This window comes from Actinoplanes sp. NPDC051343 (assembly GCF_044455125.1).
GTDB lineage: Bacteria > Actinomycetota > Actinomycetes > Mycobacteriales > Micromonosporaceae > Actinoplanes.
On the sequence record NZ_JBITEL010000001.1, the window covers coordinates 1,367,180 to 1,390,397 of the forward strand.

17 protein-coding genes and 1 pseudogene are annotated in these 23,218 nt (G+C 71.0%); 13 read left to right on the top strand and 5 right to left on the bottom strand.

Features of this window, described 5'->3' with window-relative positions:
* Positions 1-261 precede the first annotated feature (261 nt).
* The 3 genes from ACIA5C_RS06120 to ACIA5C_RS06130 all read left to right on the top strand — a co-directional run bounded on the left by ACIA5C_RS06120 (position 262) and on the right by ACIA5C_RS06130 (position 4,988).
* A complete protein-coding gene (locus tag ACIA5C_RS06120; RefSeq protein WP_396051747.1) occupies positions 262-3,705 on the top strand; it encodes a discoidin domain-containing protein in 3,444 nt (1,147 codons plus the stop codon).
* 113 nt (positions 3,706-3,818) lie between these two features.
* The gene (locus tag ACIA5C_RS06125; protein ID WP_396051750.1) at positions 3,819-4,172 is read left to right on the top strand and encodes a VOC family protein; all 354 of its coding nucleotides are present in this window, start codon (positions 3,819-3,821) and stop codon (positions 4,170-4,172) included.
* Positions 4,173-4,196: 24 nt separating this feature from the next.
* The gene (locus ACIA5C_RS06130; protein WP_396051751.1) at positions 4,197-4,988 is read left to right on the top strand and encodes an endonuclease/exonuclease/phosphatase family protein; all 792 of its coding nucleotides are present in this window, start codon (positions 4,197-4,199) and stop codon (positions 4,986-4,988) included.
* On the opposite strand, the gene ACIA5C_RS06135 is transcribed toward ACIA5C_RS06130, so the two are convergent.
* Positions 4,989-5,639 (bottom strand): TetR/AcrR family transcriptional regulator, encoded by a 651-nt coding sequence (locus ACIA5C_RS06135; protein WP_396051754.1) that lies wholly within the window; start codon positions 5,637-5,639, stop codon positions 4,989-4,991.
* A gap of 78 nt (positions 5,640-5,717) precedes the next feature.
* Between ACIA5C_RS06135 and ACIA5C_RS06140 the strand changes: the two genes are divergently transcribed.
* From ACIA5C_RS06140 to ACIA5C_RS06150, 3 genes are all read left to right on the top strand, one after another.
* Positions 5,718-6,692 carry an SDR family oxidoreductase gene (locus ACIA5C_RS06140; protein WP_396051756.1) on the top strand — a complete coding sequence of 325 codons (975 nt, stop codon included), beginning with the start codon at positions 5,718-5,720 and terminating at the stop codon, positions 6,690-6,692.
* A gap of 487 nt (positions 6,693-7,179) precedes the next feature.
* Entirely contained in the window at positions 7,180-7,491 is a 312-nt protein-coding gene (locus ACIA5C_RS06145; protein WP_396051757.1) for a hypothetical protein, read from the top strand.
* A gap of 148 nt (positions 7,492-7,639) precedes the next feature.
* A complete protein-coding gene (locus tag ACIA5C_RS06150) occupies positions 7,640-8,221 on the top strand; it encodes a DUF305 domain-containing protein (RefSeq protein ID WP_396051759.1) in 582 nt (193 codons plus the stop codon).
* A 36-nt stretch (positions 8,222-8,257) separates the two neighbouring features.
* On the opposite strand, the gene ACIA5C_RS06155 is transcribed toward ACIA5C_RS06150, so the two are convergent.
* On the bottom strand, positions 8,258-9,661 hold the full coding sequence (locus ACIA5C_RS06155; protein ID WP_396051761.1) for a DUF1996 domain-containing protein: 1,404 nt from the start codon (positions 9,659-9,661) through the stop codon (positions 8,258-8,260).
* A 186-nt stretch (positions 9,662-9,847) separates the two neighbouring features.
* On the opposite strand from ACIA5C_RS06155, the gene ACIA5C_RS06160 reads away from it, so the two are divergent.
* Entirely contained in the window at positions 9,848-10,882 is a 1,035-nt protein-coding gene (locus ACIA5C_RS06160; RefSeq protein WP_396051763.1) for a LacI family DNA-binding transcriptional regulator, read from the top strand.
* Between the two features lie 102 nt (positions 10,883-10,984).
* Here the strand turns inward: ACIA5C_RS06160 and ACIA5C_RS06165 are convergent, their stop codons facing one another.
* On the bottom strand, positions 10,985-11,746 hold the full coding sequence (locus ACIA5C_RS06165; protein ID WP_396051764.1) for a hypothetical protein: 762 nt from the start codon (positions 11,744-11,746) through the stop codon (positions 10,985-10,987).
* Positions 11,747-11,833: 87 nt separating this feature from the next.
* Here ACIA5C_RS06165 and ACIA5C_RS06170 point away from each other — a divergent pair, with 87 nt between their 5' ends.
* Positions 11,834-12,838 (top strand): glutathione S-transferase family protein, encoded by a 1,005-nt coding sequence (locus ACIA5C_RS06170; protein ID WP_396051767.1) that lies wholly within the window; start codon positions 11,834-11,836, stop codon positions 12,836-12,838.
* A 155-nt stretch (positions 12,839-12,993) separates the two neighbouring features.
* Here ACIA5C_RS06170 and ACIA5C_RS06175 read toward each other — a convergent pair whose 3' ends face one another.
* Positions 12,994-13,572 carry a MarR family winged helix-turn-helix transcriptional regulator gene (locus ACIA5C_RS06175; RefSeq protein ID WP_396051769.1) on the bottom strand — a complete coding sequence of 193 codons (579 nt, stop codon included), beginning with the start codon at positions 13,570-13,572 and terminating at the stop codon, positions 12,994-12,996.
* A gap of 106 nt (positions 13,573-13,678) precedes the next feature.
* Here ACIA5C_RS06175 and ACIA5C_RS06180 point away from each other — a divergent pair.
* Positions 13,679-14,488 (top strand): annotated as a pseudogene (locus ACIA5C_RS06180) (EamA family transporter); the annotation flags it as partial.
* 27 nt (positions 14,489-14,515) lie between these two features.
* Here ACIA5C_RS06180 and ACIA5C_RS06185 read toward each other — a convergent pair.
* Positions 14,516-15,160 (bottom strand): NAD-dependent epimerase/dehydratase family protein, encoded by a 645-nt coding sequence (locus tag ACIA5C_RS06185; RefSeq protein ID WP_396052047.1) that lies wholly within the window; start codon positions 15,158-15,160, stop codon positions 14,516-14,518.
* A 343-nt stretch (positions 15,161-15,503) separates the two neighbouring features.
* Between ACIA5C_RS06185 and ACIA5C_RS06190 the strand changes: the two genes are divergently transcribed.
* The 4 genes from ACIA5C_RS06190 (at position 15,504) to ACIA5C_RS06205 (ending at position 23,187) form a co-directional block, all read left to right on the top strand.
* Positions 15,504-18,296 (top strand): DUF5691 domain-containing protein, encoded by a 2,793-nt coding sequence (locus tag ACIA5C_RS06190; RefSeq protein WP_396051771.1) that lies wholly within the window; start codon positions 15,504-15,506, stop codon positions 18,294-18,296.
* A 148-nt stretch (positions 18,297-18,444) separates the two neighbouring features.
* The gene (locus ACIA5C_RS06195; protein ID WP_396051773.1) at positions 18,445-19,506 is read left to right on the top strand and encodes an AAA family ATPase; all 1,062 of its coding nucleotides are present in this window, start codon (positions 18,445-18,447) and stop codon (positions 19,504-19,506) included.
* Entirely contained in the window at positions 19,499-21,976 is a 2,478-nt protein-coding gene (locus tag ACIA5C_RS06200) for a DUF5682 family protein (protein WP_396051774.1), read from the top strand. The genes ACIA5C_RS06195 and ACIA5C_RS06200 overlap by 8 nt, the downstream gene beginning before the upstream one ends.
* Complete coding sequence (locus ACIA5C_RS06205; RefSeq protein ID WP_396051777.1) at positions 21,973-23,187, top strand: VWA domain-containing protein; 1,215 nt, start codon at positions 21,973-21,975, stop codon at positions 23,185-23,187. The genes ACIA5C_RS06200 and ACIA5C_RS06205 overlap by 4 nt, the downstream gene beginning before the upstream one ends.
* Positions 23,188-23,218: the final 31 nt, after the last annotated feature.

The window sequence follows — 23,218 nt, forward strand, 5'->3', positions numbered from 1 at the left end:
GAGATTAGGGCCAGGGCGTGGCCGGCGAGCCCCCTAGGCATCGCCGGCCACTGCTTGGAGAGCGCTCTCCAAGGTTCGCCCACCGTGCGCCATTTACGACCCGTCTGTCAAGACGCTCGCGGCTTTGATCCGCTTTTGACCGGCGGCGAAGGGCAAGGGGTATTGACACACCGGAAAACCCGGCGTAACACTTCGCCCACTGACGGAGAGCGCTTTCCCCGGCGCTCAGGCCCGAGATCACTCCTATCCCCTGGAGTCCCCGTGATACCGGCAACCTCCCCGCCACGCGCGTGGCGGCGTCTCATCCCGATCGCCGTGCTGGCCCTCGTGGCCGCCTACGTCGTCGTCGTGTCGCTCGGCGCGCACGCGGCCGACACCCTGCTCTCGCAGGGCAAACCCACCACCGCCTCGTCCAGCGAGGGCGCCGACACGGCCGCCGCCAACGCGACCGACGGCAACACCGGCACCCGCTGGTCGTCCACGTTCTCGGACCCGCAGTGGATCCAGGTCGACCTCGGACAGACCGCGACGATCACCTCGATCGTCCTCAACTGGGAATCCGCGTACGGCAAGGCGTACCAGATCCAGACCTCGCCCGACGGCGCCAACTGGACGTCGGTCTACTCGACCACCACCGGCGCCGGCGGCACCGAGACACTCACGGTGAGCGGCTCCGGGCGCTACGTGCGGATGTACGGCACCGCACGCCCGGGCGGCTACGGCTACTCGCTCTGGGAGTTCCAGGTCTTCGGCGCGTCCGGCACCTCGACCAGCGCCTGCGGGCCCACCAACGCGGCCCAGGGCAAGACCGCGACCGCGTCCTCGCAGGAGGGCGCCGACGTCGCGGCCTCGATGGCGGTCGACGGCAACGCCGGCACCCGCTGGTCGTCCACGTTCTCCGACCCGCAGTGGATCCAGGTCGACCTGGGCAGCACCCAGTCGATCTGCCAGGTCGTGCTGCAGTGGGAGGCCGCGTACGGCAAGGCGTACCAGATCCAGACCTCGCCCGACGGCAGCAACTGGACGTCGATCTACTCGACCACGACCGGCGCCGGCGGGAGCGAGACGCTCACGGTGAGCGGTTCCGGACGGTACGTGCGGATGTACGGCACGGCGCGCCCCGGCGGCTACGGCTATTCGCTGTACGAGTTCAAGGTCTTCACCGGCGGCGGCGGAACGACCACCACTCCCCCGACCACCGCTCCACCGACCACCACGCCCCCGGGGAACTTCACCACCGTGTGGTCGGACGACTTCAGCGGCGCCGCCAACACGTCACCCTCGAGCGCCAACTGGCTGACGCGCACCGGCACTTCCTACCCCGGCGGCGCGGCCAACTGGGGCACTGGTGAGGTGGAGACCGCCTCGGCGTCGACCGCCAACGTCTCCCTCGACGGCAGCGGCCACCTCAACATCAAGGCGATCCGGGACGGTGCCGGCAACTGGACCTCGGGACGCCTGGAGACCCAGCGCACCGACTTCGAGCCGAAGGCCGGCCAGCAGACCAGGTTCACCGCGGTCATCCAGCAGCCCAACGTCGCCAACGCACTGGGTTACTGGCCCGGCTTCCGGGCCACCGGGGCGGCGTACCGGGGCAACTACAACAACTTCCCGTCGGTCGGCGAGACCGACATCATGACCGACGTCAACGGGCGCAGCCAGCTCTCCCAGACGCTGCACTGCGGCACCGCGCCCGACGGCCCGTGCGCCGAGTACAACGGCCGCCAGAGCGGCTTCGCGAGCTGCCCCGGCTGCCAGACCGGCTACCACGAGTACTCCGAGGTCGTCGACCGCACCAAGACCGACGAGGAGATCCGGTTCTACCTCGACGGTCACCAGAGCCACCTGGTCCGCGAGTCCCAGGTCGGCGTCACCGCCTGGAACGCGGCCGTGCACCACGGCTTCTTCCTCCGGCTCGACCTCGGCATCGGCGGCTCGCTGCCGAACGCGATCGCCGGCGTCACCACGCCGACCGCCGACACCACGTCCGGCGGCGTGCTGAGCGTCGACTCGGTGAGCGTGGCCACCGCGAGCGGCACCACGCCGGCCGCGATGACCGACCCGGCAATCCCGGCCGGGCCCAGCGTGGTCAAGGTGACCGGCTCGCAGGGCAACTGGACGCTGACCGTCAACGGCGCGCCGTGGCAGGTCAAGGGCATCACGTACGGCCCGCCGGCCCAGGCCGCGGACGGCTACGTGCGCGACCTGAAGAACATGGGCGTCAACACGATCCGGGTGTGGGGCGTCGACCAGACCAACACGCCGATCCTGATCGACACCGCGGCCCGCTACGGGATCAAGGTGATCGTCGGTGAGTGGCTCAACCAGGGCGCCGACTACGTCGGCGACACCGCGTACATGAACTCGGTGAAGACCTCGATCGTCAACGACGTCAACCTGCTCAAGGGTCACCAGGGCGTGCTGATGTGGGACGTCGGCAACGAGGTCATCCTGACCATGCAGGACCACGGGCTCTCCGCAGCCGACGTCGAGGCGCGGCGGGTCGGGTACGCCAAGTTCGTCAACCAGGTGGCCGACGCGATCCACGGCGCCGACCCCAACCATCCGGTGACATCCACCGACGCGTACACCGGTGCCTGGCCGTACTACAAGCAGTACTCGCCGTCGCTCGACCTGATGGCGGTCAACTCGTACGGCGCGATCGGCAACGTCTACAACGACTGGGTGTCCGGCGGCTACACCAAGCCGTACGTCGTCACCGAGGGCGGCCCGGCCGGCGAGTGGGAGGTTCCCAACGACGTCAACGGTGTGCCGACCGAGCCGACCGACCTGCAGAAGCGGGACGGCTACACGGCGAGCTGGAACGCGGTCAACGCCCACCCTTCGGTTGACCTGGGCATTACGGAATTCCACTACGGCATCGAGAACGACTTCGGCGGCGTCTGGCTCAACACGTTCACCGGCGGCTGGAAGCGGCTCGGCTACGCCGCACTGCAGAAGGCGTACACCGGCCAGGCTCCCGCCAACACCGCTCCCGAGATCAACTCGATGACGGTGTCCAACCAGACCGCGGTGCCGGCCGGTGGCACGTTCACCGTCAACGCCGGCGTCACGGATCCGAACGGCGACTACCTCCGCTACAACCTGATGTACTCCAACAAGTACGTCAGCGGCGGCGGCACCGGCCTGCTCAACGTCAGCTTCACCGACAACGGCAACGGGTCGTTCACGGTCAAGGCGCCGGAGCAGCTCGGGGTCTGGAAGGTCTACGTCTACGCGTACGACGGTCAGGGCAACGTCGGCATCGAGACGAGGTCGTTCAAGGTGGTGCCGCCGACCATCCCCGGTACCAACCTGGCCAAGGGCAGGACCGCGACCGCGTCGTCCTACCAGCCGACCGGCACCAACGGCCCGCAGCTGCCGTCCTATGCGGTGGACGGCGACTACAACACCCGGTGGGCCAGCGAGTGGCTCGACACCGCGTGGATGCAGGTCGACCTCGGCTCGGCCCAGTCGTTCAACCACGTGCAGCTGGCCTGGGAGAACGCGTACGCCAAGGGCTACCAGATCCAGACCTCGAACGACGGCACGAACTGGACCACCATCTATTCGACGACCACCGGCAACGGCGGATTCGACGATCTGAACATCAGCGGCAACGGCCGCTATGTGCGGATGAACGGCCAGACCCGGGCCACCGCCTACGGCTATTCCCTGTGGGAGTTCGGCGTCTACCGGAGCTGACCCCTCGTACCTCCCCCGGTGGACGTCTGGCGGTGGCCACCGGGGGAACCCACTTCCGCCTTTACGGACGCCTCCGGTGGTAGGACGCTGTCGGGGACGCTTGGGAGGCAGCCATGGACAAGGTCGTCCACTTCGAGGTCCCGTTCGACGACGGAGAGCGGGCCACGGCGTTCTACCGCGAGGCATTCGGGTGGCAGCTCAACTCGATGCCCCAGATGCAATACACGATGGTCACCACGACCGATTCCGAGTCCGCCGGCATCAACGGCGGGATGCTCCACCGGCAGGGGCCGATCACGTCGCCGGTCATCACGATCGGGGTCGACGACATCGACGAGTCGCTGGCCCGCATCGAAAAGCTGGGCGGCAAGGTCGCCATCGGCCGGCAGCCGGTGGGCGACATGGGCTTCAGCGCCTACGTCCACGACACCGAGGGCAATCTGATCGGCCTCTGGCAGAACGCCTAGCCTTTTCTTCTGTATGTTGCATCGATGAGAGTGATGGTCTGGAACGTCTGGTGGCGGTTCGGCGACGACTGGCGGGCGCGCGAGAAGGGCATCCTGGCCACGCTCGAGACCTATCGGCCGGACGTTTTGGGCCTGGTGGAGAGCTGGTCGGGCGACGGCACCGACCAGCCGCACCGGCTCGCCTCCCAGGCCGGCGGGATGCACTCGGCCTGGATCCCGGCGGCCGACGCCGCCTTCTGCGATCCGGACCATCCCGGCGTCGACGCCGGGCTCGGCCTGGTCAGCCGCTGGCCGATCCTCTCGCTGGAAACCCCGGGGCTGCCGCATGACCAGCGCGGCGGCGCGCATCCCGTGGCGCTGGTCGCCACCCTCGACCATCCGCGCGGGCCGCTGCACGTGATCGTCGCCGGCACCGAATGGGAAACGCAGTTCGCCGCCGATCACCTGGCCCAGACCCGGTTCCTGGCCGCGCTCGCGACCGACAAACGCTTCGACGGGCCGCTGCCGGTGCTGCTGCTCGCCGACCTCAACGCGTCGGTCGACCAGCCCGAACTGGCGCCGCTGGTCGACGCCATGGTCGACACCTGGGAGGCAGCGGGCGGCGACCCGGCCGCGGTGACCCTCGACGGGCGGCTGGCGATCGCCCCACGCGACGCGGTCAAACAACTGGACCGCCGGATCGACCACGTCTTCGCCCGGGTCGGGCGCCCCGGCCTGCCGCTGGCGGTGCACGGCGCCTTCGTGGCCGGCGACCGCCCGATCGGTGGGGTCTACCCGTCCGACCACTACGCGGTGGGCGTCGATCTGGAGCCGTGATCAGCCCTGCGTGGTGACCTCGCTCAACCGGGCGAGATCGTCGCGCATCATCTGCCGCAGGCTCACGCCCGGGCCGGCCTCACCGCGGGACGCGCCCCGGCGGCCTCCGTCGCCGGGCGCGACCCCGTTGTCGGGGCCCGCTTGATCGGTGTGGTCGTCGGGGGCGACCCAGCGGGAGAACGCGACGCGGAACACCACCACGCCCGCCTCGGCGGCCAGGCTTGCGTCCGGCTCGGGAACGCCGCGCCGGCGGAGGCCCTCGGCGAGCGCGTCGGCCAGCCGCGCCATCTTGATCAGCTCGCGCTCGAGCAGGTCGGCGTGGGAGTTGATGATGGCCTGCCGCTGGCGGGAGTGCTCCCGGTTCTGGCCCAGGAACTCGGCGGCGGCGTCGAGGGCGGCCGCGACCGCCTGCATCGGAGTGGCCTCGGGCGGCGCTCCCTTCAGGGCCGCGACCAGGGCGTCCTGCAACTCGGCCGAGCCGGCGAAGAGGACCTCACGCTTGTCGGCGAAGTGCCGGAAGAACGTACGCGCGGTGACGCCCGCCTTCGCCGCGATGTCGGCCACCGTCGTGTCTTCGAAGCCGCGTTCGACGTACAGCTGCATGGCGGCTGCCCGCAGCCGTCCGTTCGCGTCCTCCGCCCATCGCCCCACGCTGTGAGTGTAGTCATGTCACTTGATGACATGACTCCTGCTATGGTCATGTCATCAAGTGACATCAGGAGGTTTCTCATGCGTATCTTCGTCACCGGGGCGTCCGGCTGGATCGCTTCCGCCGTCGTCCCCGAACTGCTCGCCGCCGGCCACCAGGTGCTCGGACTGGCGCGCTCCGACGCCGCCGCGGCCAAGGTCGCCGCACTCGGCGCCGACGTTCAGCGCGGCGACCTGAACGACCTCGAAGGGCTACGGGCCGCCGCCGCGACGAGCGACGGCGTGGTCCACCTCGGCTACAACCACGACTTCTCGCAGATGGGCGCCGCCGCCGGCACCGACCGCGCGGCGATCGACGCCTTCGGCGAGGTGCTGGCCGGCAGCGACCGGCCGCTGCTCATCGCGTCGGGCGTACTCGGCCTGACCAACGACCGCCCGGCCACCGAGGACGACCGGCCCGGCGCGGCGGCACACCCCCGGATCGCCAACGCGGCCGCCACCCTCGCCCTGGCCGACCGCGGCGTACGGCCGATCGTGGTCCGCTTCGCCCCGACCGTGCACGGCGAGGGCGACTACGGGTTCACCAAGGTGCTCGCCGGCATCGCCCGGGACAAGGGCGTCTCGGCGTACGTCGGAGACGGCACCAACGTCTGGCCGGCCGTCCACCGCCTCGATGCGGGGGCCCTGGTCGCCAAGGCCATCGACGGCGGCCCGGCCGGCACGACCGCGCACCCCATCGCCGAGCAGGGCGCCCTGGCCGGCACGACCACGCACCCCGTCGCCGAGCAGGGCGGCTTGGCCGGCACGATCGTGCACGCCATTGCCGAGCAGGGCGTGTCGTCGCGCGAGATCGCCGAGGCGATCGGGCGCGGCCTCGACCTGCCGGTGAAGTCGATCCCGGCCGACCAGGCAGCCGACCACTTCGGATGGATCGGCCCGATCTTCGCCGCCGACTGCCCGACCTCCAGCGAGAAGACCCAGCGACTCCTCGACTGGCACCCCAGCCACAACACCCTGATCGAGGACCTGGACGCGGGGTACTACTTCGGCGCTTGAGTTCCGATACGGTCTACTTCCACGCACCGAACGTGGCCGCCGATTCGGCGATCCCGGACGGCGTCGAACTGAAGCAGATCGACCCTCCGGTGGTCCTGGGACAGCTGGTGGCGTTCGCGACCGACCAGCCCTGGAGCGCCTCCCTGGCCGGCGACCAGCTGGTCCGGCCGGACGACCCGTTCGCCGAAGAGGTCCCTGGGTGGTGGTCCTCGACGACCAGACGCGGGACACGCCGGCCGGCCTGGCCGCACGCTGGCCGGCATCGAGGAGTTCCACAGCGACGTCGACCCGGCCCGGCTCCGGACGGTCGCCGAAGCGTTGATCGGGCTCGCCGGCTGCGCCCGCGCCGCCGGCGAGCCGCTCTTCTGCCACATGAGCCTCTACCGACCGGGTTTTCTCAGCGGATTCCAAGGAGGTTGTCCACAGGACCGGGCACCGGCGGCCGATGGGGTGCGGCGAACGAGATCCTCACCCCCCAGGAGACGTGATGTCCGTCAGCGCTATCGGCTCGATTTCCGGAACGAGCAGCGTCAACGACGCGTACACCCAGTTGCAGAAGGCCCAGCAGAGGCTCGCCGCCGACCTCGCGGCGAAGGCAGATGCCGCGAAGGTGCTGGCCGAGGACCGGGACGCGGTGGCCCGGGCGCAACAGGCGGCGCAGCAGGCGCAGGCCGCCCAAGCGGCGCAGCGGGCGGCCGAGCAGCAGGTGCTGCCGGTGGCACAGACGCCGCAGCAGCAGAGTAAGCCGATCACGGCCAGCGCGAGCGCGCTGGGCGGATCCTTCGACGTCACGGTGTAGCAGTTATCCACAGGCGCCCCCCAGGATCTTCACTTTCACGCGATAATCGAATCGGGGGAGGGCCCCGGCGGGATTGGTTGTTTTCCCTGCGACCCAGGTCAATGCCTAATGGTTGACATCCAGGCGCCTCGAAGACGAGACTTCTTGCGTGCCACACCCCCGAATCCCTCGCCGTGCCGCCATTCCGGCCGCTGGGCTGATAGCGATTGCTACGGCCCTGACCGGGGTGGCCGGCTGCGGCAGAAGCGACAACAGCAGCAAGGGAACCAGCCAACCGCCGGCGGTTGCTTCGACTGCAAACTTCGGCGGCACCGACCTCGCCTGGATCGAAATTACGATCGCGATGGACGAGCAGGCAGAACCGTTGCTCGCCCTCGCGCCGCGGCAGAGCAAAGATGCGAAGACGCAGGCTCTGGTTCAGCAGGTGCAAGCATTTACCGGCGCCGAGTTGACCAAGCTGCGGGCGCTGCACGACGAGGCCGGGCTCCCGGCTCAAAACCCGCACGAGGGCATGCCCATGCCGGGGCTGGTCACGGCCGACACGGTTCAGAAGGCGTCGGCGCTTTCCGGGCCGGCATTCGACAAGCTACTCCGCGAGCAGATCGGCGCCCATTTGAAACAGGGGCAAAACCTGGCCGCGAGTGAGGAAAAGGCGGGCACCGATGAACGGACTCGCGAGCTGGCGTCGGACGTCATTCACACGCGTACGGAAGCTTTGAAGTCTTTGTGAAACGGGCGCCGCCGCTTTCGACGGCGCCCGTTTGCATTACGGCAGTTCGTAGTTTTCGTTAAGGGCGGCGCCGCGGTCCGGCTTGTACTGGTCGAAACCGCGCGGGTCGCACTGGAGGCCACCGTTGATGCAATGGGTGGTCAGGGCAGCCAGGGTCGGGACGTCCCAGGCATTGAAGACGTCGTAGTGGAATGAATAGCCGCGTCCGCTGGCGAAGTGGACCTGCGACATGTCGCCGCTGACCGGCCACGCCATCTTGAACTCGATCATCGGCACGGCGACCGGGTGGTCGTTCGGGCAGACGCCGAGCACCGGGTAGGCCATGTGCGACTTGTGATCCGGCGTGTCCAGGTGCAGGCCGTCCCAGCAACTCGGAGCCTGGAGGCGCGCGTTGAGCTGGGTGCCGGCCGGGCAGTTGGCCGGGATGTCCCAGTTGAACGAGCTGTCACCGCACTCGAAGCCCTCGACCGCACCCGGGTTGTTCTTGAAATCGTCCATCGTGGCGCTCGGGCTGCCGACGACGTAGCGCAGGCCCGGCGGGAACGGGCGCACGCTGGTGTAGTCGATGACGCCGCTCTTGTAGTAGATGACCTGCCGGCCGACCGGCTGCACCGCAGTCGTGCCGTTGAGCAGGGTCGGCATCCAGTAGCCGGTCTTGTCGCCGGGCGTGATGCAGGCCGTGCCTCCGGACTGCAGCGACGCCAGGGTGGTGGCCGCGTTCGTGGTGGTGTTGCCCATGAACGTGTGCGAGTGCGAGGCGCCCGGCATGTTGGGGAACACGATCGGGTCGTCCGGCAGGTTGCTACGGCTCACCGAGCAGTTGGCCTGGAACTCGTGGTGCGTGGTGGCCGGGTTGGTGGGCGGCGGCACGTAGGTCGACGGCACCACGCCGGTCACCGGCGGGTTGGCCATGATGTAACCGGGACCGTCCGAGGCCGGCGGGTTCGCGAGCGATCCGTACACCTTGAACTCGAACAGCGAGTAGCCGTAGGTGGTGCCCCGCTGCGTCCCGTACATGCGGACGTAGCGACCGGAACCGTTGACGCTGAGCGTCTGGTTACCGCCCGCGCCGCTGGTCGTGTTGTAGATCGAGGTCCAGGTGTTGCCGTCGGGCGACGTCTGGATCTGGAAGGCCTTCGCGTACGCGGTCTCCCACTGCAGCTGGACCGACGTGATCGTGGCCGTGCTACCGAGGTCGACGCGCAGCCACTGCGGGTCGCTCCAGGCACTGCCCCAGCGGGTGGAGGTGTTGCCGTCGACGGCCGCGGCGGCGGGTGCTCCGCCGTTCTCGGCCGACGACGCGATGGCGGGACGGCCCTGCGAGAGCAGGGTGTCGGCGGCGTGAGCCGACTGCACGCCGGCGATCACGAGACCGCCGCCGAGCACGGCCACGCCGATCGGGGCGACGAGGCGTCTGAGCCGCCGTTTCAGAACTGTCATGTTGGTCTCCAGGGGATCGGGGACTCGGAGATGACGACGCGGGGACGCCGCCACCCACTTGGAGAGCGCTTTCCGAAGTGTTACGCCACGGTGTCGCGGACGTCAATGCCCCGGCGGTTTTCCCTCGGTTTCCGGCTTTCACGGACCAAGAGGGAGAGCGCTCTCCACGTGTGCTATAAAGACCGCATGCCAAGCGGACGCGCCCCGACCCTCGAGGACGTCGCCCGCCTGGCGGGAGTCTCCCGGGCCACGGTCTCCCGGGTCATCAACGGCATCCGCAACGTCGACCCGCAGATCCACGAAGTGGTGTGGGACGCGGTCGGCCAAACCGGCTACGTGCCCAACCGGCTCGCCCGCTCCCTGGTCACCCGGCGCACCGGCACGGTCGCGCTCGTCGTCTCCGACTCCGAGTCCCACGACGACGACCCGTTCATGAGCCGCTTCTTCGCCGATCCCTACTTCGGTCGCGTCGTCGGGGGCCTGATGAGCGTGCTGCGCACCTCGGGCGTCCAGCTGGCGCTGCAGATCGTCGGCACCGAGGACGCCCGGAAACGCCTGATCGGCGACCTGCGCAACGGACAGGCCGACGGCGCCGTGGTGCTCTCCCTCCCGGCGATCGACCCGCTCCCCCGCATGCTGACCGACGGCGGCGTCCCGGCCGTCCTCATCGGCCGGCCCGCCGAACCGGTCCCCATCAACTACGTCGACCTGGCCAACGAGACCGGCGCGACACTCGCCGCCGAACACCTGCTGGCCCGCGGCTGCAAACAGATCGGCATGATCCCGGGGCCGGCCGAGGTGCCGGCCAGCAGCGACCGCATCTCCGGCTTCCGCCGGACCATGGCAAAACATGGGCATGCGTGGGTGCCTACGGTCACCGGCAACTTCACGCAGGAGAGCGGCGAGGCTGCCATGCGTACGCTGCTGTCCTCGAACCCGGACCTCGACGGCGTCTTCGTGGCCAACGACCTGATGGCGCTGGGTGCGCTGCTGGCCCTCCGGGACGCGGACCGTCGCGTACCCGAAGACGTGGCGATGGTCGGCTTCGACGACAGCAGCGCGGCGGTGGCCGCCCGGCCGGCGTTGACGACGGTGCGGCAGCCGCTGGAAGACATGGCGGCCGAGGCGGCGAGGCTGCTGCTGACCCACATCGACGACCCGAGCGGCCGCGTCTCCTCCGTGATCTACGAGCCGAAGCTGGTCGTACGCCAGTCGGCTTAGCCTTTCCCGAGCTCGCGGGCGGGACGTCGACCACGGGGTGGCGTCCCGCCCGCGCTTGTCCTGTGTCCGTTGGGCTCGCGCTCTTCCTGCTCCCGCTCCGGCTCAGCGGAGGTGGAGGCGCTCCAGGGTGTCGGTGGCGATCTCGAGGGCCAGCTGGTCGGCGACGGTGGCCCCGACGAAGTCGCCGGCCGCTCGCATCCGGTCCGCGATCTGCTCGCCGCACGCCTGGGCCTCGGTCAGCCTGATGCTGCCGCCCAGTCCGCGCAGCCATTGAACAACCTTGCCGAGGTCGGGCGGGATGTCCCCGTACCCCGGAACCGGCAGCGCCTTGATCGCCGCCGCGAGCCGGGCGAGCGGCGCGTCATGGCCGTCGAGGAGCAGGCCGAAGACGTCGGCCGCGCCGATTTCGCCGTCGGCGGAGACCAGCACCGGCGGCAACGTGTGGCCGGCAACCGTCGGCAGCGGGACGGTGCGGTCGCTGACGTCGAAGCCGATGTGCACCCGCGACGCGAATCCAGGATCGTCGACACAGACGACGACCCGCTGCGGCCCGGCCTCCGCAAGGTCCATGACCAGCACGCTGGTCTGCTCGAGGTCGCCGATCGTCAGCTCGCCCTCGGTCAGGTCGAACTCATCGTCGAAGACGATCTGCCCGACCAGCGGCATGGCGCTCTCCCACACCGTCGCGCGTACCAGCCCGGACCGGCCGATGCTGCGCACGATGATGTGCCCCGGCCCGGTGAAGACCGCAGCGTCGGCATCGTCACCGTCGCCCTCCGGATCGTCCAGAAACTCTTGCGGCACGTCGCTGCCGATCAGCAGGTACGGCTTGTCGGCAAAGATGTCCACGGCCCCGACCATCATGGTCAGCAGCGTATCCAGCAACCTCGCACCGCTTTTAGGTGGGCCCGATCCAGCGTCGGAGGCCGCCCGACGGGGCAGTATGAGGTCATGGCTGACGCGAATCCCACCGGTGAGTTCACGCGCGACCAGCGCTACATCTCGACGCGGATCACCGAGGACGGCCGGGACGGCTACCCGGTCGAGCCGGGCCGCTACCGCCTGGTCGTGAGCCGGGCCTGCCCGTGGGCCAACCGGGCGATCATCGTGCGCCGCCTGCTCGGTCTCGAGGATGTGCTTTCGATGGGCGTCACCGGCCCCACCCACGACGCCCGCAGCTGGACCTTCGACCTCGACCCGGACGGCCGGGACCCGGTGCTCGGCATCGAGCGCATCCAGGACGCCTATTTCGCGCGCTTCCCCGGCTACGAGAAGGGCATCACGGTCCCGGCGATCGTGGACGTGCCGACCGGGCAGGTGGTCACCAACGACTTCGCCCAGATCACGATCGACCTGTCCTTGGAGTGGCGGAAGTACCACCGGTCCGGCGCGCCGGAGCTCTACCCCGAGCACCTCCGCGAACAGATCGACAAAATCAACACCTCCGTCTTCTCGGACGTGAACAACGGCGTCTACCGGGCCGGCTTCGCGACCGGCCAGGAGGCGTACGAGAAGGCCTACCACCGCCTCTTCGACCGCCTGGACAAGCTCAGCGAGCTGCTGGCCGGCCAGCGCTACCTCGTCGGCGACACGATCACCGAGGCCGACGTGCGGCTGTTCACCACGCTGGTGCGCTTCGACGCCGTCTATCACGGCCACTTCAAGTGCAACCGGACCAAGCTCTCCGAGATGCCGGTGCTCTGGTCCTACGCCCGCGACCTGTTCCAGACCCCAGGCTTCGGCGACACGATCGACTTCGTCGACATCAAGCGGCACTACTACATCGTTCACGCAAACATCAACCCCACCGGCATCGTCCCGGCCGGCCCCGACCTGACCAACTGGCTCACCCCCCACGACCGCGACCGCCTGGGCGGCCGCCCCTTCGGCGACGGCACTCCCCCACCGCCGCCGAAACCCTCCGAGCTCGTCCCGCCCGGCCACGGCGCCGCCTAGCGACCCCGGCCTTCCACCTCCCCGGCCCTCATCCGTCGACGCGCCATCGCGAGGTCGGCGGCGAACGTACGGCCGGACACTCGAAGCCCCGACGGCTCGGCATTCGCCGCCCGTCCCGCCCGGCGGCACCGCGCCCGGGTCGGTGCCGGCGTCGTTCAGTCGAGCCAGCGGAGGTCGCCGCGGACTGGGTCGGCGGGCTGGTGCAGCGCCTCGCGGAGCAGGTCGTCGAGCTGGCGGCGCCTCTCGGCCGGGAGATGTGCCAGCAACCGCTCCTGCTCGGCCAGGCCCGCACTGACCGCCTGGTCGATCACGTCGAACCCGTGCGACGTGAGCCGCACCAACACTCCGCGCCGGTCACTCGGTGACGGCGACCGCTCGACCATCCCCGCCTTTTCGAGGCGGTCGAGGCGCGCGGTCGTGCCGCCGGTGCTGAGCATCATGGAGGCGGCCAGGGCTCCGGGCGACAACTGATAGGGCTCGCCCGCGCGGCGCAGGGTGGCGAGCACGTCGAACTCCGGCCGGCCGATGCCGTAGGCGGCATAGGCCTTCTCCACTCGATCGCCCGCGAGCCGGGCCAGCCGGAAGATGCGGCCGAAGACCGCCATCGCGCCGGTGTCGAGGTCGGGACGCTCGTGCGCCCATTGCTCGATGATCCGGTCCACCCCGTCGGCTCCGCGGTCGGCTGTGCCGTCGGCCGTGCGTTCTGCCTTGCCTGCCTCGCTCGCATGCGTCACGTCTCTCATTGTCTCGATGTCGAGCTTCTTGACAACAAGGAGCCTAACGGCGTTTTATCTTCATGTCGAGATACTTTCCGTCGAGGGATATTAAAGGGAGCCCCCAATGCGCACTCCGGTCCTGGTCATCACGGCCCTCACCCCGGCCGTCTGGGGCACGACCTACGCGGTGACCACCGAGTTCCTTCCACCTGGGCGTCCCCTGCTGGCCGGCGTCCTGAGGGCCGTCCCGGCCGGCCTGCTGCTCATCGCGCTGACCCGGCACCTACCGCGCGGTGCCTGGTGGTGGCGCTCGGCTGTGCTCGGCGCTCTCAACATCGGGCTGTTCTTCGCCATGCTGTTCGTCAGCGCCTACCGGCTGCCCGGCGGCATGGCGGCCGTGCTGGGCGCCGCTCAGCCTCTGATCGTGGCCGCTCTCACCGGCCTTCTTCTGACCGAGCGGGTCGCTCTGCGCACCGTGCTGGCCGCCCTGGTCGGCGCCTCCGGTGTGACCCTGACCGTGCTCACCGCGGCCGCCCGGCTCGACCCGCTCGGTCTGCTCGCCGGTCTCGTCGGCACCTCGTCGATGGCGTTGGGCCTGGTCCTGACCAAGCGCTGGGGCCGCCCCGGCGTCTCCCTGCTGACCTCGACCGGCTGGCAGCTGGCCGCTGGCGGTCTGTTGCTGGCCCCGGTCGCGCTCGTCGTAGAGGGCCGTCCCCCGGCACTCACCGCGACCAACGTCGCGGGCTATGCCTATCTGTCACTCGTCGGCACCGCGATGGCCTATTCGATCTGGTTCTGGGGTCTGGAGCGGCTGCCGGCTGCCCGCGTCTCGCTACTCGGGCTGCTGTCGCCGTTGGTGGCGACCGTGGTCGGCTGGGCCGCGCTGGGCCAGGGCCTCACGCCGGCGCAGGTGGGCGGCATGGTGCTGGCATTCGGCGCCGTGGTGTGGGGTCAGCGCAGCTCAGCGCAGGTCCGCGTTCTCGACCACCCGGTTGGGGAAGCCGGTGCGGGCGGCCTGCAGCATCGCGCGACCGAGCCGGTCCGAGCTGGTGACATATTTCGGGGCCACCCGCTCGAGCACCGCGAGCAGGGGCGCCGTGGCGGTATAGACCGAGTTGATGAACCGGGTCTTGGAACGCGCGCCATGGGTCGGGCGGATGATCCCGGGGCGGAAGGCATAGGCGTTGGGCAGCAGCGCGATGATGTCCCGCTCGGCACCGCCCTTGACCCGCGACCACATCCGCCGGCTGTCGGGATCGGTGCCCGCCCCCGAGACGTAGACGAAGGCGACCTGCGGGCTGACCTCGGCGAAGACGCGGGCCGCCGCCATCGGATAGTCGTAGGAGATGATGCTGTACTCGGCCTCGTCGAGCCCGACCGACGACACGCCCAGGCAATAGAAGCAGGCGTCGGCGCCGGCCAGGTCGTCCCTGATCGGCGTCAGGTCGGCAAAATCAGTGAGCGTGACCTCGCGCAGCTTGGGATGCCGCACTCCGGTCGGCGTCCGGATGACGGCGACGACCTCCTCGACGTCGGGGGCGAGGAGGCTCTCGCGCAGCACACCCTGGCCGACCATGCCGGTCGCACCGAAGACGACGACCTTCATCGTTGCTCCCCTCGCGCCCAGCCCTCTTCAGGCCAGCCCTCTTCCACCGCGGTCAGCTCTCCGGACGCCCGCTGCTCCCTGATCATTGGCCATCCCCCGGTGTGACACACCCAGGATGCTCGATCCGGTGATCAGCGCATCGGTTGGGCGTACGGAAATCGGTCGCTGCGCGACCGTCATTCCGTGCCTTGCCGATCCGGCGATCCTGTCACGGTCCGCGGTGGGCCCGCTTTCGGGTACGCCCTGACGACCTGCCCCTGCACGCCACGACGCTTGGCCTGCCCATCAGAACCGCGTCGAATCAAGCCCCGAAAACGTCGTACCCGTCTCCTAAGGTTTGCCCGTGCCCGTTGAACGATGGTCCGTCATCCACGTCGAGTCACTCGCTCCCGACGCCCCGTCGGTGCGGGCCGCGCGCGCTCTTTCCGGTTCCGCTTCCTGGTCGTCGGCCGGGCGCCTCGACGACATCGTCTGGGGCGTCTGCCGCAGCTATCAGGTCTGTGTCGACCTCGCCGGCCCGGCCTTCAAGTGCTCCTGCCCAAGCCGCAAGATCCCCTGCAAGCACGCGCTCGGCCTGCTCATGTTCTGGGCCGAGTCCGATGTGTCCGGCGCGGCGGCACCCGCGTTCGCCGTCGAGTGGCAGGCCGCGCGGGCGGCCAGAGCCGAGGCCAGACCGCGGGCCGCCGCCACCCCCGATCCGGTCGCCGCCGCCCGCCGGGTCGAGCAGCGCGCCGAGCGCGTGGCCGGCGGCATGGCCGAGCTGCACCGCTGGCTCGACGACCAGGTCCAGCAGGGTCTGGCGGGCGCCCAGCGCGGCGGTCATCAGCCGTTCGAGACGATGGCCGCGCGGCTCGTCGACGCGCAGGCCCCGGGCGCCGCCGGCGCGGTGCGGCGCCTCGGCTCGATCGCCGGCATCGGCCCGCACTGGGCCGACCGCCTGCTCGGCGAGCTGGCGTTGCTGCGCCTGCTGGTGTCCGGCCACGAGCGGCTCTCCGAGCTGACGCCCGAGCTGGCCGCGACGGTCCGCAGCCGCGTCGGCTTCCCGGTCGCCACCGAGGACGTGCTGGCCGGGCCCCGGCTGAGCGACCGCTGGCAGGTCCTCGGCCAGGTCGACACCGACGACGGCACGCTCACCACGCGGCGCACCTGGCTGCACGGCGCCACCCACGAGCGGTTCGCCCTGGTGCTCTCGTTCGCCGCGGCCGGGCAGACCCTCGCCGCCGACCTCGTTCCCGGGACGGAATTCCGCGGAGACCTCACTTTCTACCCGGGCTCGGCCCCGCTGCGGGCCCTGGTCGCCTCGCGGGACAGCGCGGCCGAGCCGTTCCGGTCGCCCGACGGCGCCACCGACCCCGGCACCGCACTGGCCGGCTGGGCCTCGACGATCGCCGCCGAGCCCTGGCGCTACGACGCCCCGGTGCTGCTGGCCGGGGTCACGCCGACCGACGACGGCTGGCTGGCCGACGAGACCGGCGCCGCACTGCCGCTGGCGGCCGGTCATCGCGAGCCGTGGTGGCTGCTCGCCGCGTCCGGGGCCGCCCCGGCGACGGTCGCCGCCGAGTGGTCCCCGTCCGGTTTGCGGCCGCTGGCCGCCTGGGTCGACGGCGGATACGTTCCGGCCGCGCCGCCCCTGCCCGACCCGGGCACCACGCGCAGCCCCGAGCTCCCGTCCGAGATGCTGGCCGCCGCCCTGGTGGGCACCGGCCGCCGCCCATGGACCGGCGTGTCGTCGCTGCTCGACGCCGCCGCCGTTGCCCTCGCGGCGCGACGCGCCGCCGTGATGCCGGCGACCGGGCGTTCCGGAGTGCCCGCGGCTCCGCCCGAGACCTCACCCGCCCTGCCTTACGCGGCCGGGCGGCGCCTGGCCCGCATCCTCGCCGACGGCGTTCCGGGCGGCAGCCAGCTCGCTCAGGAGCTGCTGTCCCAGTGGCTGGCCGCGGCCGCCGAGCGGGGCGGACACGTGCCGCCGTCGACCCTTCCCACGCTGCTCGAGGCCGGCCGCCGCAACTCGATCCTCCGCCCGGCCATTGCACAAGTCGCGGCTCGTCGTGGCCGGTGGCTGGCCGGCATGCGCGCGGATTGGCGCTGGCTGCGTGACGAAGCCGCCACGTCGGCCGAGGCCCCCGAGCCGTCGGCCACGTCCGACGACGTCTGGCAGACCGGCTCCCTCGGCGAGCGGCTCGGTCACCTGGCCGCGCTCCGGCGCACCGAGCCCGGCCGGGCTCGGGAGCTCGTCGAGAGCACGTGGGCCACGGAGTCCTCCGACGACCGGGCGCGCTTCGTCGGTGCGTTACGTACGGGGCTCTCGCTCGACGACGACGCGTTCCTCGATCGGGCGCTCGACGACCGTCGCAGGGAGGTCCGCGAGGCAGCGCTGGAGCTGCTCCGCGGTCTTCCGGGGTCCTCGCTCGGGGCGCGCATGGCCGAGCGGGCCCGCGCCGCGGTCCAGGTCGAGCACCGGCGGATCGGCGCCGACCGGCTGATCGTGACGCCACCCGAGGAGCTCACTGCCGAGCTTCGCCGAGACGGCGTGGGTGCCACGCCCGCGCGGGGCACCGGCGTGAGCGCGTGGCTGCTCGAGGAGGTGGTCGCCGGGGCGCCACTGGCCGTCTGGGGCGACCCGGCCACGATGCTCAAGCTGGCCCGCGGCACCGACTGGGAGCTGCCGCTGCTGCACGGGTGGGCCAAGGCGGCCACGGCGCAGAGCGACACCACGTGGGCGACGGCGTTGCTCGGCCAGGCATCGGCCGGCCTGCGTGAGTCCGTCCGGTGGGACCTGCATCTGGTGCTGCCATCCGACGAGCTGGGCCGGCTCGCTGCCGAGGCGCTGCGACGCGAGGACGGCATGGCCAACCGGTTGCTCGCCCTCCACTCCGGGGGCTGGCCCGACGAGCTGTCGGTGGCCGTCATCGAGACGATCGCCCATCGCGCCCGCACCGACCGCCACACCTGGCAGCTGGGCGAGCTGTGCCGGGCCGCTGCGGTGTCGATGCCGCCGAGCTATGCCGACCCGGTCGGCCGGCTCGCGTTGCAGCTCGACCAGGAACCGGCCGACCAGTCCCGGGTGCGCCCGGTCGCCGACCTGGCGCGCGCTTTGATCTTCCGGCGCGAGATGTTCGAGGAGTTGCAGCACTGACCACCTGACAACCGCTCCACTCAGCCTGCACCGACCATTGTGGACAGCTTTCCTCACGGCCGATTTTGTCGTAGGTGGGCGATAGCCTTCGACCTGGACGAAGCGCCGATCGGCACCCGTCCGGGCCATGACCGACAAGGAGCTCCGAGTGACCGCACTGCGCCCGCACGCCGAGGACCAGTTCGCCGACGAGCTGGTCCAGCTCGCCGCGGCCGACGACCGGCCGAGGCCGCCGGGCTGGCGGCTCTCCCCGCAGGCCGTGGTGACCTACCTGCTCGGCGACGGCGCCAAGATCACCCCGAAATATGTCGGGCCCCGCCGGCTCGTGGAGGTGGCCGTCTCCACGCTGGTCACCGACCGGGCGCTGCTGCTGCTCGGCGTGCCCGGCACGGCCAAGACCTGGGTCTCCGAGCACCTCGCGGCCGCCATCTCGGGCGACTCGACCCTGCTGGTCCAGGGCACCGCGGGCACGGCCGAGGAGGCCATTCGGTACGGGTGGAATTACGCCCGCCTGCTCGCCGAGGGCCCGACCGAGGCGGCTATGGTGCCGAGCCCGATCATGCGGGCCATGCAGGGCGGCACGATCGCCCGGCTCGAGGAGCTGACGCGCGTCCCGTCCGACGTGCAGGACGCGCTGATCACGATCCTGTCCGAGAAGACCCTGCCGGTCCCCGAGCTCAACACCGAGGTGCAGGCGCAGCGCGGGTTCAACCTGATCGCCACCGCCAACGACCGCGACCGCGGGGTCAACGAGCTGTCCAGCGCCCTGCGCCGCCGGTTCAACACGGTCGTGCTCCCGATGCCCGCCTCGGCCGACGACGAAGTCGAGATCGTCGCCCGCCGCGTGTCGCAGCTCGGCAAGTCACTCGACCTGCCCGAGGTGCCGACCGCGCTGGAGGAGATCCGGCGCGTGGTCACGGTCTTCCGCGAGCTGCGCTCCGGCCTCACCGAAGACGGCCGCACGAAACTGAAGTCGCCCACCGGCACTCTGTCGACCGCCGAGGCGATCTCGGTCATCACCAGCGGCATGGCCCTGGCCGCGCACTTCGGCGACGGCACCCTCCACCCGGGCGACGTAGCCGCCGGCATCGTCGGTGCCGTCGTGAAGGACCCGGTGTCCGACGGCGTCGTCTGGCGGGAATACCTCGAGACCGTGGTCCGCGAGCGGGCCGACTGGCGCGACTTCTACCGGTCCGCCCGCGATGCCTGAGCGCATCTACGGCATCCGGCATCACGGCCCGGGCTCGGCCCGGGCGGTGGTGCAGGAGCTCGAGGCCCATCCACCCGACGTGCTGCTGGTCGAGGGCCCGCCCGAGGCGGACGACCTGGTGCGCTGGGTGGCCGACGCGGGCCTGGAGCCACCGGTCGCCCTCCTGGGCTACGCGGCCGACGACCCTCGCCGGGCCGCGTTCTGGCCGTTCGCGGTCTTCTCCCCGGAGTGGCAGGCGATTCGGTGGGCCGTCGAGCACGACGTCCCGGTCCGCTTCTTCGACCTCCCCTTCGCCTTCCGCCTCACCGACGACAAGCCGCCGCTCAGAAGCCCTTCTAGCAACGACGCTCCGGGGGCCGACGAGAGCGAAGCGTCGGCGAGCAGTCGCACGACCCGAGCTGGGACGGCCCAGAGCACTTTCGCGATGAGGGCCGGCGGCGCCCTCGTGAGCGCGGCGAGCGGCGGGGCGGCCGACGCCGGCGCCGCGGCGGGCGACAGCGGGGCCGAGAGCGGCGCGGACGAGCTGGTGGCGGTCGGGCCTGATGCCGGGCTGACGCCGACCGGGCCGGAGTCCGGGCCCGGGCACGAAGGCGACAGCGAGCCACGGAGGCCGGTGGATCCGATCGGTGAGCTGGCCGCGGCGGCCGGCTACGACGATCCCGAGCGCTGGTGGGAGGACGTCGTCGAGCATCGGGGGATGCCGGCGTTCGAGGCGATCGCGGAGGCGATGACGGCGATCCGCGACTCCTCGCCCGAGGACCCGGACGACCTGCTCCGCGAGGCCTACATGCGGACCGTGCTGCGCGAGGCGCGGAAATCCTACGACGACATCGCCGTCGTCTGCGGGGCCTGGCACGTGCCGGCGTTGAACCGCAAGGTCACGATCAAGGAAGATGCCGCCCTGCTCAAGGGCCGCAAGAAGGCCAAGGTGGCGTTCACCTGGGTGCCGTGGACGTACGGGCGGCTCGCGTCCTGGTCCGGCTACGGCGCGGGTGTGCGGTCACCGGGGTGGTATCACCACCTGTTCACCTCGCGCAGCGAGGTGGTCCCGCGGTGGCTGGTCGAGGCGGCCGGTGTGCTGCGGGCCGAAGGGGTACCGACGTCGTCCGCCCACGTCATCGAGGCGACCCGGCTGGCCGAGGCGCTGGCCACCTTGCGGGGGCGGCCGCTGGCCGGGCTGGCCGAGGTCACCGAGGCGGCCGAGGCCGTGATGTGCGACGGCGAGCAGCTGCGGGTCGAGCTGATCCGCAACCGGCTGGTCGTCGGCGAGCGGCTCGGCGGCGTGCCCGACGACATGCCGGCGGTTCCGCTGGCCAAGGATCTCGCGGCCCAGCAGCGCTCGCTCAAGCTCAAGCCGGAGGCGCTGGAGCGGGCACTCGACCTCGACCTGCGCAAGGAGAACGACCTGAAGCGCAGCCGGCTGCTGCACCGCCTGCGCACGATCGACGTGCCGTGGGGCGAGCCGGCGACGACCCGGCGCAGCACGGGCACCTTCCGCGAACAGTGGCGGCTGCGATGGCAGCCGGAGTTCGCCGTACGCCTCGTCGAGGGCAGCATGTTCGGCACGACGGTGGCCGCGGCCGCCACCGCCAAAGTGACCCGGGCCGCTCGGAAGGCCGCCACGTTGGGCGAGGTCACGGCGCTGGTCGAGACGTGCCTGCTGGCTGACCTCGGCGAAGCGTACGAACCGGTGCTCGCCGCCCTTGACACCCGGGCCGCGCTCGACGCTGACATCAACCACCTCATGGCGGCCATTCCGGCGCTCGCCCGCACGCTGCGGTACGGCGACGTGCGGCGTACGGATCTCGGTGGCCTCGCCACGGTGACCGCAAGCCTTCTCGGGCGCGTCTGCGCCGGTCTGCCGGCTGCGGCGGGATCGCTGTCGGACGACGCCGCCAAGGAACTGCGCACCAACATCGACGGCGTGCACGCCGCGGTCGGCCTGCTCGACGACCAGGAGCTGCGCGAACGCTGGCTGTCCACGCTCGAGTCGGTCGCCGGGCGCGCCGACCTGCACGGCCTTCTCGCCGGGCGGCTCACCCGGCTGCTGCTCGACGCGGGCCGGGTCGGCGATGCCGAGGCACGCCGACGGCTGCGATTGCCGCTGACCGTCGGCACGCCGCCGGCGCACGCCGCCGCCTGGGTCGAGGGCTTCCTCGGCGGTGGCGGGCTGCTGCTGGTGCACGACGATGCCCTGCTGCAGCTGCTCGACGACTGGCTCAGTGACATCCCGGACGGCGCGTTCGACGACGTGCTGCCGTTGCTGCGGCGCACTTTCGGGGCGTTCGACATGGGCGAGCGACGGGCGATCGGTGAGCGCGTGGCTGGTCCGCGCGGGGCGGGCACGGAGAGCGCGGACGGGCTCGGCTTCGACCCGGAGCGCGCGGCGCTGGTCGTACCCACATTGAGCGCTCTGCTCGGCCGTGACGTCTCGACCGACGCGATCTTCAGCACGAGGGAGGCCCGATGACCACGCACGCGCCCGACGACGATGCCGCGCGGGAACGGCTGCGGCGGTGGCGGATGGTGCTCGGCGGGCCTTCCGAGCAGGCGCTGGGCAAGGCCGAGGGCCGGGACGGGGCGATGGATGCCGCGCTGGCCGCGCTCTACGACGCCGATGGCGAGGACGGCGACCGGCGCGGGGCGAAACGGTCGGCCGGGCTCGGCGGGTCGGCACCCAAGGTGGCTCGGTGGCTCGGTGACATCCGGGAATACTTCCCGAGCACGGTTGTGCAGGTCATGCAGGCCGACGCGATCGAGCGACTCGATCTGACCCGCCTGCTGCTCGAGCCGGAGATGCTGGCCGCCGTCGAGCCGGACGTGCACCTGGTCGGCACCCTGCTCTCGCTCAACCGGGTCATGCCCGACCAGACCAAGGACGCGGCCCGCCACGTCGTCCGCAAGGTCGTCGACGAGCTCGAGAAGCGGGTCGCCCAGCAGACCCGGGCGGCGGTGAACGGCGCGCTCAACCGGGCCGCCCGGATCAACCGGCCCCGGCACGCCGACATCGACTGGGACAAGACGATCCGCGCCAACCTCAAGCACTACCAGGCCGAGCACCGTACGGTCATTCCGGAGCGGCTGGTCGGGTACGGGCGGCGCACCACCGCCGTGCAGCGCGACGTCGTGCTCTGCGTCGACCAGTCCGGCTCGATGGCCGCGTCGGTCGTGTTCTCGGGCGTCTTCGCGGCCGTGCTCGCCTCGATGCGGTCGCTCCGCACGTCGCTGGTCGTCTTCGACACCTCGGTCGTCGACCTGACCGAGCAGCTGAACGACCCGGTCGAGGTGCTCTTCGGCACCCAGTTGGGCGGCGGCACTGACATCAACCGGGCGATCGCCTACAGCCAGCAGCTGATCACCCGGCCGCGGGACAGCATTTTCGTGCTGATCAGCGACCTCTACGAGGGCGGCGTCCGCGAGCAGATGCTGGGCCGGGTCGCCGAGATGACCGCAGCCGGCGTGCAGGTCGTGGTGCTGCTCGCGCTGTCCGACGAGGGCGCGCCGGCCTACGACCACGAGAACGCGGCCGCGCTCGCGGCGCTCGGTGTGCCGGCTTTCGCGTGTACGCCGGACGCGTTTCCCGACCTCATGGCGGCCGCTATCGAGCGGCGCGACCTCAAGGCGTTCGCCGAACGTCTCGCCGATCGGGCGAGTGGCATATCGGCAGCTCCGGCGGGGTAGAAACGGCCGCCCGAGGTAACTACTGTGGACG

Coding starts and splice junctions, on each gene's coding strand:
- ACIA5C_RS06205 (WP_396051777.1), top strand. CDS start 21,973: ATGACCACGCACGCGCCCGACGACGATGCCGCGCGGGAACGGCTGCGG.
- ACIA5C_RS06130 (WP_396051751.1), top strand. CDS start 4,197: ATGAGAGTGATGGTCTGGAACGTCTGGTGGCGGTTCGGCGACGACTGG.
- ACIA5C_RS06165 (WP_396051764.1), bottom strand. CDS start 11,746: ATGATGGTCGGGGCCGTGGACATCTTTGCCGACAAGCCGTACCTGCTG.
- ACIA5C_RS06140 (WP_396051756.1), top strand. CDS start 5,718: ATGCGTATCTTCGTCACCGGGGCGTCCGGCTGGATCGCTTCCGCCGTC.
- ACIA5C_RS06125 (WP_396051750.1), top strand. CDS start 3,819: ATGGACAAGGTCGTCCACTTCGAGGTCCCGTTCGACGACGGAGAGCGG.
- ACIA5C_RS06200 (WP_396051774.1), top strand. CDS start 19,499: ATGCCTGAGCGCATCTACGGCATCCGGCATCACGGCCCGGGCTCGGCC.
- ACIA5C_RS06185 (WP_396052047.1), bottom strand. CDS start 15,160: ATGAAGGTCGTCGTCTTCGGTGCGACCGGCATGGTCGGCCAGGGTGTG.
- ACIA5C_RS06160 (WP_396051763.1), top strand. CDS start 9,848: ATGCCAAGCGGACGCGCCCCGACCCTCGAGGACGTCGCCCGCCTGGCG.
- ACIA5C_RS06170 (WP_396051767.1), top strand. CDS start 11,834: ATGGCTGACGCGAATCCCACCGGTGAGTTCACGCGCGACCAGCGCTAC.
- ACIA5C_RS06145 (WP_396051757.1), top strand. CDS start 7,180: ATGTCCGTCAGCGCTATCGGCTCGATTTCCGGAACGAGCAGCGTCAAC.
- ACIA5C_RS06155 (WP_396051761.1), bottom strand. CDS start 9,661: ATGACAGTTCTGAAACGGCGGCTCAGACGCCTCGTCGCCCCGATCGGC.